The organism is Streptococcus sp. KHUD_013 (assembly GCF_052588545.1).
The window spans coordinates 1,003,579-1,020,306 of the sequence record NZ_CP186264.1; the positions used below are offsets into that span (position 1 = coordinate 1,003,579).

Annotated in this window: 15 protein-coding genes; 12 read left to right on the top strand and 3 right to left on the bottom strand. The window is 40.6% G+C overall.

Going from position 1 to position 16,728, the window contains the following annotated elements; genetic code table 11:
- The first annotated feature begins 27 nt into the window (after positions 1-27).
- The 9 genes from rplL (at position 28) to ACOXXR_RS04670 (ending at position 9,531) form a co-directional block, all read left to right on the top strand.
- Positions 28-396 (top strand): 50S ribosomal protein L7/L12, encoded by a 369-nt coding sequence (gene rplL, locus ACOXXR_RS04630; RefSeq protein WP_001196965.1) that lies wholly within the window; start codon positions 28-30, stop codon positions 394-396.
- A 180-nt stretch (positions 397-576) separates the two neighbouring features.
- Positions 577-1,476, top strand: coding sequence for a hypothetical protein (locus tag ACOXXR_RS04635; RefSeq protein WP_243635752.1), 900 nt, complete (start codon positions 577-579; stop codon positions 1,474-1,476).
- Between the two features lie 233 nt (positions 1,477-1,709).
- Entirely contained in the window at positions 1,710-2,162 is a 453-nt protein-coding gene (locus ACOXXR_RS04640) for a hypothetical protein (RefSeq protein ID WP_023023308.1), read from the top strand.
- A 185-nt stretch (positions 2,163-2,347) separates the two neighbouring features.
- Entirely contained in the window at positions 2,348-4,084 is a 1,737-nt protein-coding gene (locus ACOXXR_RS04645) for an ABC transporter ATP-binding protein (RefSeq protein ID WP_123160268.1), read from the top strand.
- Between the two features lie 13 nt (positions 4,085-4,097).
- Positions 4,098-5,879 carry an ABC transporter ATP-binding protein gene (locus ACOXXR_RS04650; RefSeq protein WP_445278164.1) on the top strand — a complete coding sequence of 594 codons (1,782 nt, stop codon included), beginning with the start codon at positions 4,098-4,100 and terminating at the stop codon, positions 5,877-5,879.
- Between the two features lie 120 nt (positions 5,880-5,999).
- On the top strand, positions 6,000-6,554 hold the full coding sequence (locus ACOXXR_RS04655) for a GNAT family N-acetyltransferase (protein WP_048716068.1): 555 nt from the start codon (positions 6,000-6,002) through the stop codon (positions 6,552-6,554).
- Positions 6,555-6,749: 195 nt separating this feature from the next.
- The gene (gene brnQ, locus ACOXXR_RS04660) at positions 6,750-8,066 is read left to right on the top strand and encodes a branched-chain amino acid transport system II carrier protein (RefSeq protein ID WP_414280674.1); all 1,317 of its coding nucleotides are present in this window, start codon (positions 6,750-6,752) and stop codon (positions 8,064-8,066) included.
- A 162-nt stretch (positions 8,067-8,228) separates the two neighbouring features.
- Positions 8,229-8,936 carry a thiol-disulfide oxidoreductase-associated membrane protein CcdA2 gene (gene ccdA2, locus ACOXXR_RS04665; RefSeq protein ID WP_023023299.1) on the top strand — a complete coding sequence of 236 codons (708 nt, stop codon included), beginning with the start codon at positions 8,229-8,231 and terminating at the stop codon, positions 8,934-8,936.
- A 22-nt stretch (positions 8,937-8,958) separates the two neighbouring features.
- The gene (locus ACOXXR_RS04670) at positions 8,959-9,531 is read left to right on the top strand and encodes a TlpA family protein disulfide reductase (protein WP_154852940.1); all 573 of its coding nucleotides are present in this window, start codon (positions 8,959-8,961) and stop codon (positions 9,529-9,531) included.
- A 183-nt stretch (positions 9,532-9,714) separates the two neighbouring features.
- On the opposite strand, the gene ACOXXR_RS04675 is transcribed toward ACOXXR_RS04670, so the two are convergent.
- The 3 genes from ACOXXR_RS04675 to ACOXXR_RS04685 are packed head-to-tail and all read right to left on the bottom strand — an operon-like array spanning position 9,715 to position 12,492.
- A complete protein-coding gene (locus ACOXXR_RS04675; RefSeq protein WP_445278165.1) occupies positions 9,715-10,950 on the bottom strand; it encodes an NAD(P)H-dependent oxidoreductase in 1,236 nt (411 codons plus the stop codon).
- An 18-nt stretch (positions 10,951-10,968) separates the two neighbouring features.
- Complete coding sequence (locus ACOXXR_RS04680; protein WP_048788871.1) at positions 10,969-11,574, bottom strand: NADPH-dependent FMN reductase; 606 nt, start codon at positions 11,572-11,574, stop codon at positions 10,969-10,971.
- 24 nt (positions 11,575-11,598) lie between these two features.
- Complete coding sequence (locus ACOXXR_RS04685) at positions 11,599-12,492, bottom strand: FAD:protein FMN transferase (RefSeq protein ID WP_445278868.1); 894 nt, start codon at positions 12,490-12,492, stop codon at positions 11,599-11,601.
- A 245-nt stretch (positions 12,493-12,737) separates the two neighbouring features.
- On the opposite strand from ACOXXR_RS04685, the gene nox reads away from it, so the two are divergent.
- The 3 genes from nox (at position 12,738) to efeO (ending at position 16,727) form a co-directional block, all read left to right on the top strand.
- A complete protein-coding gene (nox, locus tag ACOXXR_RS04690; protein ID WP_154852931.1) occupies positions 12,738-14,114 on the top strand; it encodes a H2O-forming NADH oxidase in 1,377 nt (458 codons plus the stop codon).
- 108 nt (positions 14,115-14,222) lie between these two features.
- The gene (locus ACOXXR_RS04695; protein WP_129822040.1) at positions 14,223-15,764 is read left to right on the top strand and encodes a ClC family H(+)/Cl(-) exchange transporter; all 1,542 of its coding nucleotides are present in this window, start codon (positions 14,223-14,225) and stop codon (positions 15,762-15,764) included.
- A gap of 93 nt (positions 15,765-15,857) precedes the next feature.
- Positions 15,858-16,727: an iron uptake system protein EfeO gene (efeO, locus tag ACOXXR_RS04700; protein WP_023026835.1), complete on the top strand. Its 870-nt coding sequence runs from the start codon at positions 15,858-15,860 to the stop codon at positions 16,725-16,727.
- Position 16,728 lies beyond the last annotated feature (1 nt).

Here is a 16,728-nt window from a genome sequence, read left to right on the forward strand (position 1 = left end):
TTTAAAACTTATTTGGAGGAAATAACAATGGCATTGAACATTGAAAACATTATTGCTGAAATTAAAGAAGCTTCAATCCTTGAATTGAACGACCTTGTAAAAGCTATCGAAGAAGAATTTGGTGTAACTGCAGCTGCTCCTGTAGCTGTTGCTGCAGCTGGTGCTGCTGACGCTGGTGCTGCTAAAGATTCATTCGACGTTGAATTGACATCTGCAGGCGACAAGAAAGTCGGCGTTATCAAAGTTGTGCGTGAAATCACTGGTCTTGGTCTTAAAGAAGCTAAAGAACTTGTTGATGGAGCACCTGCACTTGTTAAAGAAGGTGTTGCTACAGCTGAAGCTGAAGAAATCAAAGCTAAATTGGAAGAAGCTGGAGCTTCAGTTACTCTTAAATAATAGAGTTTCCAATCAAAATGAAAACCGAGGTTTAGACCTCGGTTTTTTTAATTTCTTTAGGAATTGTAAATAATTATCAAGTTCAAGAATTCCTTATTAAAAATTCTCCAACAATCAATATATTGAAAACGTTTTATTTATTTGTTAAAATAGTTTTAATTAGTAAAAAGGAGATTACTTATGAAAATTTTTAAACGTCTGGTGTTTGTTGCTTTGTTTGCTTTTAGCGCTTTGTTTTTAGCTTCATGTAGTGGGGGTGGCTCTAGCGATAATGGTGTTTATGTATTTGAACCTACATCAGAAGAAATCCTAGAAATGGTGGAAAAAGAAACTGGGACTAATAGTGCTGCCAACCTTTTCGTTGATCAGCTAAAAATTAAATTGGTACTAGAAATTAAGGATAACACTGGGACAATGTCTGCCTCAGTTAGTATCTTTGGCAATGACCAAGAAAAAACAGTAGATTTAAAAGTAGATCAAAAGAAAAAAATTATATGGTCAGAAGAGGATCCTGAGAAAAAGATAACATATAAGATCGAAGGTGATGTTTTAACGCTTGAAAATCCTAACCTTAATATTGGTGATGAAAATACGGCGAAATTCCTCAAATCTGTAAAATTCAAACGAGCAAGTTCCCTTACATCTAAGGGGGCTACTTCATCTAAGAGTTCTACATCTAAGGGTTCTACCTCTAAGAGTCCTATAGCTAACGACAATGGAAAATATGTTTATAATGCAGATAAGGAGAAAATAGAAAGTATCCTAAAAGAAGAAGGGGCCACTGATGAGCAACTTGAGCAAGTTGCTGGTCAAATTTCATTAACAATGACAATCGAAATTAAAGATAAAGAAGCAAAAATGACTGTTGAAATGAATGCTCTTGGAGATAATCAAAAGAAATCATTTGACCTGAAAGCTGATCAAAGCAGCAAAACTCTTGAGTCAAAAGAAGGCGGTAATGATAAAGTCAAGTATAAGATTGACGGGGATGTTTTAACTTTGGACTTGAGTAAATTCGAGGCAGAGGATAGTGAAACATTTGCTTTCTTCAAAGATGTAAAATTCAAACGTCAAAAATAACATATAAAAAGTAGATGGTATAGGACTATCTACTTTTTTATGAAATAAGGATTGTACTGTTAAAATACAGTTTTTAACTCATACAATAAACTTTCACCCTTAAATCTCGTTTAGCGATTCTATAATCACAAGCCATTTCCATATCTTTTCAAGTTCTTACTAATTTATTATGTTGTTAGACTTCTATTTTTTTGATAGAATAGTCCTTATCAACAAATAAAGGGAGATTTCTGATGAAATACTTTAAACGTCTTGTCTTTGCTGCTTTGTTGGCAGTTGGTGCGATTTTCCTTGTAGCTTGTGGTTCTACAACTAGCGATAATGGGAAATATGTCTATAAAGCTGAGAAGGATCAAATTAAAAGCATCCTTAAAAAGCAAGGGGCTAGTGAGGAACAACTTGAGCAGGTGATTGATCAATTTGATTTGACAATGACAATTGAAATTAAAGATACAAAAGCTAAGATGATTATCGAAATGAAAGCTCTTGGTGAAAGCAAAAAGAAAACAATTGACCTGAAAGCTGATCAAAATGCTAAAACTCTTGAATCAGCAGAAGGTGGTAAAGATAAAGTCAAGTATAAGATTGATGGTGATGTTTTAACTTTGGATGTATCAAAAGCAGAATCTAGTGATTATGAAGTTTTTGCTTTCTTCAAAGATGCAAAATTCAAACGTCAGAAATAATCGTATCTAGAGGGGATGGCTGAGGCTATCCTCTTTTTTCTTCATGGTTTTCATTAGCTCTTTTCCTTGCTAGCCACCTAGGGTTCTGATATAATGAGGTTACTGTGAAGAAGGCGTGTGAGCTTTCTAGAATCATTTAAAAAGTACTTGACGGTGCTTTTTTATTGTATAGGGAGGAGAAAGGTATGGGATATATTTGGTCTTATTTGAGAAAATATCCAAAATGGTTGTGCTTGAATTTTACAGCAGCCATCTTTTTTGTGATTGTTAATCTCGGTTTGCCAACTGTTTTGGCCCGTATGATTGATGAGGGAATCAATCCGAGAGATATAGAGCGTGTTTATTTCTGGGCCTGGGTTATGTTTGGTGTGATCATCGTCGGAATTCTTGGTCGAATCGTTCTGGCCTATGCGGTTGGGAAGATTACTACAACCATGGTTATGGATATGCGGAATGATCTTTATGAGAAGCTTCAGGAATATTCTCACCATGAGTATGAAAAGATTGGCGTTTCTTCTTTAGTGACACGGATGACGTCTGATGCTTTTGTCCTAATGCAGTTTTCTGACCAGATGTTAAAACTTGGGGTCATTACTCCCATCATGATGGTGTCGAGTATTCTGTTGATTTTACAAACGAGTCCATCTCTTGCCTGGATTGTGGCGATTTCGATGCCTCTTTTGGCCGTGGTGGTTTGGTATGTAGCTGTTAAGACCAAGCCTTTGTCAGAGAAGCAGCAGGAAACCCTAGATAAGCTCAATCAATATGCACGAGAGAATCTTACAGGGCTTCGTGTCATTCGTGCTTTTGCACGTGAGGAATTCCAAGAGGAAAAGTTTGGCCAAGCCAATGCAGTCTATGCGGACAACTCTAATAAACTTTTTAAACTGACCGGTTTGACGGAGCCACTCTTTGTTCAAATCATCATTGCGATGATTGTAGCTATTGTGTGGTTTGCCTTGGATCCTCTAGGGGATGGGAGCTTAGAAATTGGGAATCTTGTCGCCTTTATCGAATACAGTTTCCATGCCTTGCTTTCATTCCTTTTCCTAGCCAATCTCTTTACCATGTACCCACGGACAGCTGTCTCCAGTCATCGTTTGAAAGAGATTATGGACATGCCCATTTCCATTGATCCAAATGAAAATGGGGTAACTGAGACAGAAACCAAGGGTTATCTGGAGTTTGATAACGTCACTTTTGCCTATCCTGGTGAAACAGAGAATCCAGTCCTTCACAATATTTCCTTTAAGGCTAAACCCGGTGAAACCATCGCCTTTATCGGATCGACCGGTTCTGGGAAATCCTCTCTCGTTCAGCTCATTCCTCGATTCTATGATGTTACTTTAGGGAAAATCTTGGTCGATGGCGTGGATGTGCGTGATTTTAATGTTAAAGCCTTGCGCCATAAGATTGGATTTATCCCACAGAAGGCCTTGCTCTTTACAGGTACCATTGCTGAAAACCTCCGTTATGGTAAGGAAGATGCGAGTATTGAGGAGTTAGATAAGGCAGCAGATGTAGCCCAAGCCAAGGAATTTATCGAGAGTAAGGAGGAGCAGTTTGACACTCATTTAGCAGAAGGTGGTAGCAACCTTTCTGGAGGTCAGAAGCAACGTTTATCGATTGCACGTGCAGTTGTTAAGGAGCCGGATATCTATATCTTTGATGATTCCTTCTCTGCTCTGGATTATAAGACAGATGCCACGCTGAGAAAACGTCTAAAAGAAGTAACTGGAGATGCGACCGTTTTAATCGTAGCCCAGCGGGTTGGGACCATTATGGATGCGGATCAAATCATTGTCTTGGATCATGGAGAAATCGTTGGTCGTGGAACCCACGAAGAACTCCTAGCAACCAATGAAATCTACAGTGAGATTGCCCGCTCACAGTTGAATAATCAATCATTGACAGAAGAATAGGAGGGAGGAGAAAATGAAAGAAAAACGTTCCAGTTTTGTACGCCTTTGGGGCTACTTAAAAGCTTATCGCTTTGCCGTTATTCTCGCTACTCTTCTAAAAATTCTGAGTGTGGTCATGAGTGTCATCGAACCCTATATTCTAGGACTCGCCATTACTGAATTAACTGCTAACCTGACAGATATGGCTAGAGGAGTTGCAGGAGCTCAGATTAATGCTGGCTATGTCGGCTGGGTCATGGTTGTCTATCTCTTCCGTGGAGTCTTGTATGAACTCGGTTCATATTATTCGAATTACTTCATGACCAATGCTGTTCAAAGCATGATTGAGGATATGCGTAATGACTTATCCGAAAAAATTAATCGTATCCCCGTTTCTTACTTTGATCAGCACCAATTTGGAGATCTTCTCGGTCGCTTTACTAGTGATGTCGAAACGGTTTCCAATGCCTTGCAACAGTCTTTCCTTCAAATTGTTAATGCGATCTTCACCTTAAGCTTGGTTATTGCTATGGTGCTTTATCTTAACCTCACTTTGGGGTTAATCGTGATTGCTTCTATTCCGATCACCTTCTTCGGTGCCCAGTTTATTATGAAGAAATCCCAGCCTTATTTTAAAGAGCAGGCAGATGTCCTTGGGGCTCTAAATGGTTTTGTTCAGGAAAACTTGAGTGGCTTTAACGTCTTAAAACTCTATGTACGTGAAGAATCATCGCAAGAAGAATTCCGTGACATTACTCGTCGTCTCCAACAAGTTGGATTTAAAGCGAATTTTATTTCTGGACTGATGATGCCAGTTCTTAATGCGATCTCTGATTTGACATATCTTTTGGTGGCCGTTATCGGAGCTATTCAAGTTCTTGCCGGTCGTCTTACAGTTGGGAATATGCAGGCTTTTGTTCAGTATGTCTGGCAGATCAATCAGCCTATTCAAAATTTGAGCCAGTTAGCTGGCATCTTGCAAAGTGCCAAATCTTCACTAGACCGGGTCTTCCAAGTCCTTGATGAACCAGATGAAGTGCTCGGTAAAAATGAATCTCTGGACAAAGAACTGACAGGGCAGGTTAGCTTTAATCATGTGGACTTCCAATATGTGGAAGATAAACCGCTGATCCGTGATTTTAACCTAGAGGTTAATCCTGGTGAGATGGTGGCTATTGTCGGACCGACAGGAGCAGGGAAAACGACCCTCATCAACCTCCTCATGCGTTTCTACGATGTGACTAAGGGGGCTATTACAGTGGATGGTCATGATATCCGTGACCTATCTCGCCAAGACTATCGTAAGCAGTTTGGGATGGTTCTTCAGGATGCTTGGCTCTATGAAGGGACCATTAAAGAGAATCTGCGCTTTGGAAACTTGGATGCGACAGATGAAGAGATTGTCGCTGCTGCCAAGGCCGCCAATGTGGACCACTTTATCCGGACCCTTCCGGGTGGCTACAACATGGAGATGAACCAGGAGTCTAGTAATATTTCTTTGGGGCAAAAACAATTGTTGACCATTGCGCGTGCCCTTCTAGCTGATCCAAAGATATTGATTTTAGATGAGGCAACTTCTTCAGTGGATACGCGTCTGGAACTCTTGATTCAAAAAGCTATGAAGAACTTGATGAAGGGACGGACTAGCTTTGTCATTGCTCACCGCTTGTCTACGATCCAAGAAGCGGACAAGATTTTAGTCCTTAAAGATGGGCAAATCATCGAACAAGGAAATCATGAGTCCCTCTTGGCTGCCCAAGGATTCTATTACGACTTGTATATGAGCCAATTCTCCAAGAAAGAAGAAGCTCAATAAAAACGTCAAAAAAGAGCCGTCGCTCTTTTTTGTTAGCCAAAACACTTCATTTTGTTAGAAGTCGGATTTCTTGAAGGTTGTTGTTTTATTTGCTATAATCGTAGCAGAAATGGAGGCTTTATGCGCTTAACCAGCCAATTAATCACTGAAACGTTCCCAGATTTGGACAAGGTCGAGAGGTTAAATATCGAGGCTTTTCCAGAAGAGGAACGGATTCCTTTATCGGAGTTTTTACGCTATACGGATAATGATGACGCTCACTTTTTCGCTTTTTACAATGAGGAAGAATTTGTCGGATTTGCCTTTGCTATTTCAAATGCTAAGGCCTTTTACGTCAGTTTCTTTGCCATTATGCCTCACTTGCGGAGTCACGGCTATGGTCAAGAAATTATTGAAAAATTAGTGGAATTTTACCAACGGACCATGTTGTTAGAAGTTGAGCGATTGGATGAAGAATGTGATAATCTAGAGCAACGTCAAGCTCGGATGGATTTCTATATCCGAAATGGCTTTAAAACAGCCAATGCTTTTCTTGAATACGAAGACCTTAGTTTCGAGATTCTCTACCGAGGAGAGGGCTTCGATGAGGAGGCCTATCGTGATATCTTCCGTAAACTTCAGGAAGAGAATTATTTTGATTTCCGCATCCAATACCGACGCTTTAGTGAAGATTAAAAACAAAAAGTGCTCCTCTGTTAGATAGCAGAGAAGCACTTTTTTAACTAATGGATGAAGAAGTATATAAGAATCTACAGTAGAGTCTTCTTTGTCTTAAGTTATTTTTAAATGCAATTATTCCAGTAAAAAGAATTGCCGTGGTGGAAGAAAGCTGTTATACTAGATAAGATTGAAAAATATAAAGGAGAACACATGTTACGAAAAGGTTCCTTAACAGGTTTACTGTTATTTGGTATTTTCTTCGGTGCAGGGAACTTAATCTTTCCGCCTGCACTAGGTGCCCAATCGGGTATCCATTTTTGGCCAGCTATTGCTGGATTTGTCCTGTCGGGAGTAGGGATTGCGATTATTACCTTGATCATTGGGACGCTCAATCCTAAAGGCTATATTCACGAGATTTCACGTAAAATCGCCCCTTGGTTTGCCATCGTTTATCTGGTAGCTTTGTATTTGTCTATTGGTCCTTTCTTTGCCATTCCGAGAACGGCTACCGTTTCCTACGAAGTTGGGATTGCCCCCTTGTTAGGAAATTCAAGTGGAAAACTTAGTCTCTTCGTTTTCACCTTGGTTTATTTCTGTTTAGCCTATTTGATTGCCCTTCACCCTTCTAAAATCTTAGATAGTATTGGTCGGATTTTAACTCCTGTCTTTGCTATCTTGATTGTTGTATTGGTTGTCCTAGGTGCTCTCAAGTACAGCGGACACGCGCCACAAGTTGCAACAGAAGCCTACCAAGCCTCTGCCTTTGGTCAAGGTTTCCTTGAAGGGTATAACACCTTGGATGCCCTCGCTTCAGTGGCCTTTAGTGTGATTGCGGTAACTACCCTCAATCAACTTGGTTTCACCAGCAAGAAAGAATACATTAAAACCATCTGGATCGTTGGGATTGTTGTAGCCATTGGCTTTAGTATTTTATACATTGGCTTGGGTTACCTTGGAAATCATTTCCCAATTCCAGCAAAAGTAATGGCATCTGATGCCAATAAAGGGGTCTATGTCCTTTCAGAAGCAACCAAGGCTATCTTTGGACCAGCTGCTCAAATCTTCCTTGCGGGTATGGTGACGGTGACTTGCTTCACGACAACAGCCGGTTTGATCGTGTCAACCGGGGAATTCTTCCATAACACCTTCCCTAAAATCTCTTACAAGGTCTATGCGACAGTCTTCACTTTGATTGGTTTTGCGATTGCCAATCTTGGCTTGAGCGCCATTATTGCCTATTCATTGCCTGTCTTGATGATCCTCTATCCAATCACCATTACTATAGTGTTGATTGTGATTGTAAACAAATTTACTCAACTATCAAAACCAGGAATGCAACTGACTATTTTCTTAGTTAGCTTGGTGGCGATTGCAGATGTTCTTGCAAGCACCTTCAAACTTACAGGTCTGGCAAACGTCATTAAAACTTTACCATTTGCTGCCCAGTCCCTTCCATGGTTACTCCCAGCAGTAGTTGGTATTGTCCTCTCTCTTTTCTTGCCAAATAAACAAAGCGCAGAAGAATAATAAGTCGTCAATTGAACTCCAAAGTGATATGCTTTGGAGTTTTTGTTTGGCTATGAAACTAGTTTCTAAATGATCGATTAGAAATCAAAGCGTAGCAGAAATTTTTAATTTAGGAGCTGGAATGTTATACTAGTTGTAGCATATCAATATACGGAGTGTTTTATGAATCAAATCGTTTTCTCCTTCACTGTCTTTCTGGCAGGGATTCTCTCCTTTTTCTCTCCCTGTGTCTTTCCTTTGCTTCCGGTATACATCGGGGTTTTGCTAGGAAGTGATCAGGAAAAATCCATTCAGATTTTCGGGAAGAAGATTCGCTGGCATGGTCTTGTAAAGACCTTGTGTTTTATCGCAGGGATTTCTGTTATTTTCCTTATTATTGGTTTCGGGGCAGGTCTACTTGGGCAAATTATGTACACCAACTGGTTCCGATACTTGATGGGAGCGCTGATTATTATTCTTGGCCTTCATCAGATGGAAGTCTTTCACTTTAACTTCTTAGAAAAGCAAAAAACAATGGATTTCGGAGCCAACAAGCACAAGAATGAATTACTTTCAGCTTTTCTGCTTGGGCTTGGTTTTAGCTTTGGCTGGACGCCATGTATCGGTCCGGTTCTAGGCTCTGTACTTGCCTTAGCAGCATCCAATGGTCAAGATGCCCTCATGGGTGCTCTCTATCTTTTTATCTATACATTAGGGATGGCCATTCCGTTTTTACTTTTGGCTCTAGCATCTGGGATTGTTCTCCCATACTTTAATCGTTTAAAACCCCATCTCTTGTTACTGAAGAAGATTGGTGGCTTGATCATCATCATTATGGGGATTTTGTTACTCTTGGGACAATTGAATAGCTTGTCTGCTATCTTTTCATAAATTAAATGGAGGTTTACTCATTATGAAAGTTATTAAATACGCCTGTTTTTCGCTTCTTTCTCTATCCATTCTGACTGCTTGCTCTATGAATCAGTCCGAAAGCGGCATGAACAATCAATCCATGGATAATCAATCAATGACCAATACTAGCACAAGTAAACATCCTTTAGTAGGAAAAGAAGCTAGTGACTTCGAGCTAAAGGATATGAAGGGGAATACAGTCAAACTTTCAGACTATAGAGGCAAAAAGGTTTACTTGAAATTCTGGGCGACTTGGTGTGGTCCTTGCCGACAAAGTATGCCTGAACTGAATAAACTGGTCGAAGAAAAGGACCGGGACTTTGAGATTCTTACCGTTATGGCACCAGGGATGCAAGGGGAAAAAACAGAAGAAGAGTTTGTTGAATGGTTTGCCCAACAAGACTATCAATCAGTTCCTGTTTTGTACAATCCGGATGGATCTGCCTTTATAAATTACCAAGTCCGTTCAATCCCTACGGAAGTCTTTATTGATAGCCAAGGAAAGATTGGACATGTTCAATTAGGGGCAATTTCAAACGAAGATGCTAAGAAGATTATCAAAGAGTTGAAATAAAAGAGGCTGGGACAAAAGTCCTAGCCTCTCAATTGTCTTTGGATTGTCGAGCAAGACGCAGTGGTTGAGTGGGCTCTACTACGCTGATTTCATCAGCTTTTACAGCCCTACTCAACTGTGCGGAGGTGGGACGACGAAATCGAATTCTAATGAATTACCGATTTCTGTCCCACTCTCTTTTTATTAGTTGCTTGCACCAGATGTAGCATCAGCAGCTGCGTCACCGTGTCCTCCAGCATCTGAAGCACCTGAAGTAGCGTCTGCATCCCCATGGCCGCCAGCAGGAGCAAATGGTCCGCTACCGCCTACAAGACGTTGACCAGTTGTTTGAAGGTACCAGTCCAACCATGGTTTGAAGTTGAAGACAATTTCGTTGATACCAGCGTATGAACCATCTTCATAATACATGGCTTGATAGTTGTGAGTATTGATCACACCTTCTGGAGATCCTGGAACAATAGTACGAACATATTCTTGGTTTCCGTTGCGAAGAGTACCAATGACCCATTCAACGTTTTTCATACGTGCTGGTGGAAGAGAACCGTGAACGGTTGACATCCGGCTACCTGATTGAGGTGGCACGCGTTTCGCAAACATGGTATCTGGATCTTGGTGGGCATTGTTGTAGTAGAGGAACTGGTTGTTATCATCAGCGTATGTCAATTCGAAAGGCATAGCTTTCAAGAACATATCGATTTGATTAACAGTCAGGATACCGTGGTCCAATTTTACGTATGTATCACCAGATACAGCCCCTGTAATTTCTGCAACTTTTTCTACCCAATCTGGATCATCTGGGTCGACCTCGGTAACAGTAGTAGCGATTGGTTTTCCGCAATCCAAATCTTCTGGTTCAATTGGTTTTGGTTTTTTCAATTTAGAAACGACTCCTACGTATTTCACAAAGTTATCTAAACAAGTTTCAAGGAATTTTACAGTTCCTTCGTTGATGATGTTGCCATCTGCGTCAAAAGCTTCTTTCGCTTTTCCGAGAAGGAATTCGTTCCCTGGAAGGGTATAGGCATTGACACCTGGAGCATCCAGAATCTTACGAAGGTGGACTTGGGCACGAGAAGTCCCTTGGTCATAGTAAGAAGCACCCACGATCATGACAGGCTTGCTTTCAAATGGATGCACTTCATAGGAAAGCCATTCTAAAACAGATTTTAATCCTGCTGAAATAGTGTGGTTGTGTTCAGGTGTTGCGATAATCACACCATCGGCACGGGTAATTTTATTGTTAAGGAGACGCAATTGGAAGCTTTCGTCCCATTTTTCATCTTGGTTGAACATTGGAACTTCATCGATTTCAAGAACTTCTAATTCAAATTTGATCTTAAAATGACGACGGATGAATTCCAAAAGTTTGCGGTTATATGATTGGTCGTAGTTTGATCCTACAAGTCCTACAAATTTCATGCTAGTATGTCTCCTATCTTACAAGTTTTCCCAGTCGAAGTCTTCGGCATCTTTGCGAAGCAGTTCTTGAGCGTTGCGCAGTTTTTCAGTAACTTTTACAAAGATACGGAAGTCATCAAAGATAGCATCCAATTTCTTGATGACGTCAAGATCTACTAAGTCACCATTTTGATCAAATGCTTGAAGGGAGTGAGAAAGTAAGAATTCGTCTGGAAGGACAGTTGCTTTGATTTCTGGTGAGTTCAAGATTTGACGAAGCTGCAATTGAGCGCGAGATGAACCAAGCGTACCATAAGAAGCACCTGTAATCATCACTGGTTTGCTTAAGAGTGGGTAGATCCCATAAGATAGCCAAGCAAGGGCGCTCATCAAGACAGCAGGGATGGAATGATCGTATTCTGGTGTACCAATGATAACACCATCAGCTTCCTCAATTTTCGCAGCAATCTCTAAAATAGTCTCAGGGACTTGTTTGTTGGCTGGCTTGTTGAAGACAGGGATATCTTTGATTTCAACCAATTCAATTTCAGCCTTATCAGCAAAATGCTTTTGCATGTATTGAAGTAGTTGGCGGTTTGTTGAACGTTTGGAGTTTGTTCCAACGATCGCAATAAGTTTTGTCATGGAAATTCCTTTCTGAAATTAAAATTACAAATAATCATGTAGCCCACTGGTATAGGCGAGGCGACCTGACTGATAGACTAGAATAGCATCCATGCCAGGTAAGGTTTCAACAATATTTAAAATGTTGGTCGGTTCTTCACCGAACAAGCGCGTGGTCCAAATCTCCCCATCGACTGATCGATCAGAAATAATCGTGAGACTTGCCAGTTCTGTTTCGACAGGATAGCCAGTTTGAGGATCAAAAATATGATGGAAGGTCTGGCCGTCAACCTCGAGGTGACGAACATAGGTCCCTGATGTCACGACGGACTTATCAGTTACAGATAGAACTAGTAAATGTTCCCCTCTTGGAAGCTGAGGATTTTGAATCCCGATTCGCCAAGGGCGATGACTGACAGGATTATGACCAAGGGTAAGGATATTGCCCCCCAAATCAATTAAAGCCTGCTCAATTCCCTGACTCCTGAGATAACTAGCTAGTAAATCCGCACTAAATCCCTTAGCTAAAGCGCCTAGATCAATTTTCATCCCTTTTCTTTTGAGAAAAACAGTTTGTTGATTCGGATCTAAGCAAATCTGATGAGGGTCAATGACTGTTAGGGCTTGTTCAATTTCTAATTGATCAGGCTTCCTAGCATCTGAAAAACCAATTCTCCAGGTTTGGACAAGTGGACCAATCGCAATGTTTAAATGACTTCCTTGCGCCTGACTATGGCTGGTTCCTAGAGCAATCAGTGAAAAAAGATCTGGATGAACCTTTACGGGTTCAATGCCAGCCTTTTGATTGACCTCCATCAATTCAGAAGAAGGGTCATTGGCACTAAAGCGATGCTCATAGGATCGCAGGAGACTAAAGCAATCGGCCAGTATTTGGTCAGCTTGTTGATGAGAAATCGAAACGGTTATGGTGGAGCCCATTAGGCGTTCGGATCGACTAGTTAGTTCCACAAATAGTAAACCACCTTTCCAATATTCACCTACTTCAAGTTTATCAAAAAGAAAGCCATTTCACAATCCCCCCAAGCAAAATTATTGACATTTTTCAGGACTTATGCAAATGGATTTGAAAATAATATCACAAATTGTAAGCAAAAAATTTGGAAACGATATCATTTTCATGTTATAATTGTATGGTAAATAAAATTAAAGGTAGGATTTTTTCTATGAGTAAAATCGTAGTTGTGGGTGCTAACCACGCTGGAACTGCATGTATCAACACTATGTTGGATAATTTTGGAAACGAAAATGAAATCGTTGTCTTTGACCAAAACTCAAATATCTCATTCCTTGGATGCGGAATGGCTCTTTGGATTGGTGAACAAATCGATGGCCCTGAAGGTTTGTTCTATTCTGATAAAGAAAAATTAGAAGCTAAAGGCGCTAAAGTTTACATGAACTCACCAGTTCTTTCAATTGACTACGACAACAAAGTTGTAACTGCAGAAGTAGATGGTAAAGAACACAAAGAATCATATGACAAATTGATCTTCGCAACTGGTTCAACACCAATCTTGCCACCAATCGAAGGTGTAGAAATTGCCAAAGGGAACCGCGAATTCAAAGCGACTCTTGAAAACGTACAATTCGTTAAATTGTACCAAAACGCTGAAGAAGTTATTAAGAAACTTGAAGACAAGAGCAAACACCTTGAGCGCATCGCTGTTGTTGGTGGTGGTTACATCGGTGTTGAGCTTGCTGAAGCATTCGAACGTCTTGGAAAAGAAGTTGTCCTTGTTGATATCGTTGACACAGTATTGAACGGATACTATGACAAAGACTTCACACAAATGATGGCTAAAAACTTGGAAGAACACAACATCCGTTTGGCACTTGGTCAAACTGTTAAAGCTATCGAAGGTGACGGTAAAGTAGAACGCTTGGTAACTGACAAAGAAACATTCGACGTTGATATGGTTATTCTTGCTGTTGGTTTCCGTCCAAACACAGCTCTTGCTGATGGTAAGATCGAACTCTTCCGCAACGGTGCCTTCCTTGTAGACAAGAAACAAGAAACATCAATCCCAGGTGTATACGCTGTTGGTGACTGTGCGACTGTATATGACAACGCTCGTAAAGACACTAGCTACATTGCTCTTGCATCAAATGCGGTACGTACTGGTATCGTAGGTGCTTACAACGCTTGTGGACATGAGCTTGAAGGAATCGGTGTGCAAGGATCAAACGGTATCTCTATCTATGGTCTTCACATGGTTTCAACTGGTTTGACTCTTGAAAAAGCAAAAGCAGCAGGCTACAACGCTGTTGAAACTGGCTTCAACGACCTTCAAAAACCAGAATTTATCAAACATGACAACCATGAAGTTGCCATCAAGATCGTTTATGATCAAGATAGCCGTGAAATCCTTGGTGCTCAAATGGTATCACGTGACGCTGCAATCTCAATGGGTATCCACATGTTCTCATTGGCAATCCAAGAGCACGTTACAATTGAAAAATTGGCATTGACAGATCTATTCTTCTTGCCACACTTCAACAAACCATACAACTACATTACTATGGCAGCACTTACTGCTAAATAATGCATTCTATAGAAACGCTCATTTGGGCGTTTTTTTGCTGTTGTCTTACTCAAGAGCTGTGAAAAATAGTATAATAAAAGCAAGAAATCTGGGAGTTGAAGAGAATTTATGAAACAAAGTCAGCAAATCCAAAGAGAATTTCAATCGACCTCGAGATCTATTTTGTCTCAGGTTAGCAGAGGTGTTTTAGTAGGGCTTGTAGTCGGCGCGATTGTCTCGAGTTTTCGATTTTTTATTGAGCATCTCTTTCATATTGTACTGGGATTGTATAAGGATCTTGGAAGAAGTCCGATCAATTGGATCATCATCCTTTCGATGTATCTTTTTATTATTTTGCTAGCTAGCCAGCTCATCAAAAAGAACAAAAACGTTAAAGGATCTGGTATTCCTCAAGTAGAAGCAGAATTAAAAGGACTGCTACAGATAGACTGGTGGGCTACGCTTTGGCAGAAGTACATTTTAGGGATTTTAGCAATTGCTAGTGGTCTGATGTTGGGGCGTGAAGGACCCAGTATCCAACTTGGCGCCATGGGAGGAAAGGGGCTGGCTAAGAAACTTGCACTTAGTCCTGTAGAAGAAAGAGCCTTGATTGCCAGCGGTGCCGCAGCAGGTTTGGCAGCAGCCTTTAACGCTCCGATCGCTGGTCTACTCTTTGTAGTAGAAGAAGTCTACCATCATTTTTCTCGTGTCTTCTGGGTATCGACCTTGGCTGCGAGTTTGGTCGCAAACTTTGTCTCCCTCAATATTTTCGGTCAAACACCTGTATTAAATATGCCAGACCATATTCCCCATATCGATTTATCCAGCTATTGGATTTTCTTAGTCATGGGAATTTTTCTGGGCCTAACTGGTTATTTCTATGAAGTTGCTGTTTTAAATATTGGTCGGCTATATCAAAAGCTTGGTAGCTGTTTCAAGGTGACTGCTCCTTACTATCCACTCTTTGCCTTTCTTTTGATCCTACCGATCGGTTATTATTTCCCTCACTTATTAGGTGGTGGAAATCAGTTGGTTTTGAACTTAGCGCATGTCCCTCTTAGTATCCAGATGCTGATCTTCTATTTTGCGATACGATTTATTTGGAGCATGATTAGTTACGGTAGTGGTCTTCCTGGTGGCATCTTTCTTCCGATTCTAGCTCTTGGATCTGTTTTAGGAGCCTTGGTTGCGGCTGTTTTATTAAAGTTTGGTCTCATACATTCTAATCAACTTCCCTTGTTTGTCATTTTAGGAATGAGTGGTTATTTCAGTGCCATTTCAAAAGCGCCCTTGACAGCCATGATTCTAGTGACTGAAATGGTAGGAGATATACGAACCTTGATGCCGATTGGCTTGGTGACTTTGACAGCTTACATTACTATGGATCTGCTAAAAGGGGCCCCTGTCTACGAGGCTATGCTGGAACAATTGATGCCTGAGGTGACCAGCGGTTCAGATGTCTTAACCCTGATCGAAATTCCAGTATCAGAGAAAATAGCAGGCCGACAGGTTCGAGATTTAGATCTACCGAGAGACCTCCTAATCACAACTCATCAGCATAATGGAAAAAACAGTACGGTGCATGGTAGTACCCGCCTCTATCTAGGAGATAGCATCTACCTCGTGGTAAAAGAGACAGATATCGGCCGGGTGAAAGAATTACTCCTCTAATTCATTTTATTAAAGTTTTCTGACAATTATTGAAAAATGAGAAAATCTTTGCTATAATAGACCACGTAAAGAACGAATCCAGGAGAAATTCTCATGAAAAAACTTGCAGTAACACTCTTATCAGTCGCTTTATTAGCGGGCTGTGCCAATACATCTTCAAAAAACACAACAACAAATAGTTCCTCTTCGACAGTGAAATTGTCTAAAGAGGACCAAAAAGCCTTGGACCAGGCGACAAGTGAATACAAGGAGTTTGTGCAAGGACAAATCGATCAGTTGTTAAAAGATACAGAGGAATTTCAAAGAGTCCTCAAAAGTGGTGATTTAGAAGAAGCTAAGAAGGTCTATCCTTTGATTCGGATGTCTTATGAACGCTCTGAACCAATTGCTGAAAGCTTTGGGGAGTCTGATGTCAAGATTGACTTCCGTTTGGTTGACTATGTCGATGAAAATAAATCAGAAGAAGGATGGTCAGGCTTCCACCGTATCGAACGCATCCTCTGGGAACAAAATACAACCGAAGGCACTGAAAAATATGCAGAGCAATTGGTAAATGATATCAAAGAGTTGAAAGCTAAGATTGCGACAGTAGAAGTAACGCCAGATTTGATGTTGACAGGTGCGGTTGACCTCTTGAATGAAGTGGCGACACAAAAGATCACTGGGGAAGAAGAAATTTTCTCTCATACAGATCTCTATGACTTCCGTGCCAATATCGAAGGGGCTGAGAAGATCTTTGCTCTCTTCAAACCTCTCATTGAGAAGAAGGATGCCAAACTAGTGAAAACCCTTGAAACAGAATTCAAGGCGGTGAATGACTTGTTAGACAAACATATGACTGATGATTCCAACTATAAATCATATACAGACCTAACAGAAGAAGATACCAAAGAACTAGCAGAAGCAGTTACAAAATTGGGAGAACCACTCTCTCAAATGGGAATCATTTTAAACGGTAAATAAC

Bases quoted from the DNA above. Each gene is read 5' to 3' on its own strand.
- ACOXXR_RS04695 (WP_129822040.1), top strand. From the start codon at position 14,223: ATGAAACAAAGTCAGCAAATCCAAAGAGAATTTCAATCGACCTCGAGA.
- ACOXXR_RS04645 (WP_123160268.1), top strand. From the start codon at position 2,348: ATGGGATATATTTGGTCTTATTTGAGAAAATATCCAAAATGGTTGTGC.
- ccdA2 (WP_023023299.1), top strand. From the start codon at position 8,229: ATGAATCAAATCGTTTTCTCCTTCACTGTCTTTCTGGCAGGGATTCTC.
- ACOXXR_RS04640 (WP_023023308.1), top strand. From the start codon at position 1,710: ATGAAATACTTTAAACGTCTTGTCTTTGCTGCTTTGTTGGCAGTTGGT.
- nox (WP_154852931.1), top strand. From the start codon at position 12,738: ATGAGTAAAATCGTAGTTGTGGGTGCTAACCACGCTGGAACTGCATGT.
- ACOXXR_RS04670 (WP_154852940.1), top strand. From the start codon at position 8,959: ATGAAAGTTATTAAATACGCCTGTTTTTCGCTTCTTTCTCTATCCATT.
- ACOXXR_RS04675 (WP_445278165.1), bottom strand. From the start codon at position 10,950: ATGAAATTTGTAGGACTTGTAGGATCAAACTACGACCAATCATATAAC.
- ACOXXR_RS04685 (WP_445278868.1), bottom strand. From the start codon at position 12,492: ATGGGCTCCACCATAACCGTTTCGATTTCTCATCAACAAGCTGACCAA.
- ACOXXR_RS04650 (WP_445278164.1), top strand. From the start codon at position 4,098: ATGAAAGAAAAACGTTCCAGTTTTGTACGCCTTTGGGGCTACTTAAAA.
- efeO (WP_023026835.1), top strand. From the start codon at position 15,858: ATGAAAAAACTTGCAGTAACACTCTTATCAGTCGCTTTATTAGCGGGC.
- brnQ (WP_414280674.1), top strand. From the start codon at position 6,750: ATGTTACGAAAAGGTTCCTTAACAGGTTTACTGTTATTTGGTATTTTC.
- ACOXXR_RS04655 (WP_048716068.1), top strand. From the start codon at position 6,000: ATGCGCTTAACCAGCCAATTAATCACTGAAACGTTCCCAGATTTGGAC.
- rplL (WP_001196965.1), top strand. From the start codon at position 28: ATGGCATTGAACATTGAAAACATTATTGCTGAAATTAAAGAAGCTTCA.
- ACOXXR_RS04635 (WP_243635752.1), top strand. From the start codon at position 577: ATGAAAATTTTTAAACGTCTGGTGTTTGTTGCTTTGTTTGCTTTTAGC.
- ACOXXR_RS04680 (WP_048788871.1), bottom strand. From the start codon at position 11,574: ATGACAAAACTTATTGCGATCGTTGGAACAAACTCCAAACGTTCAACA.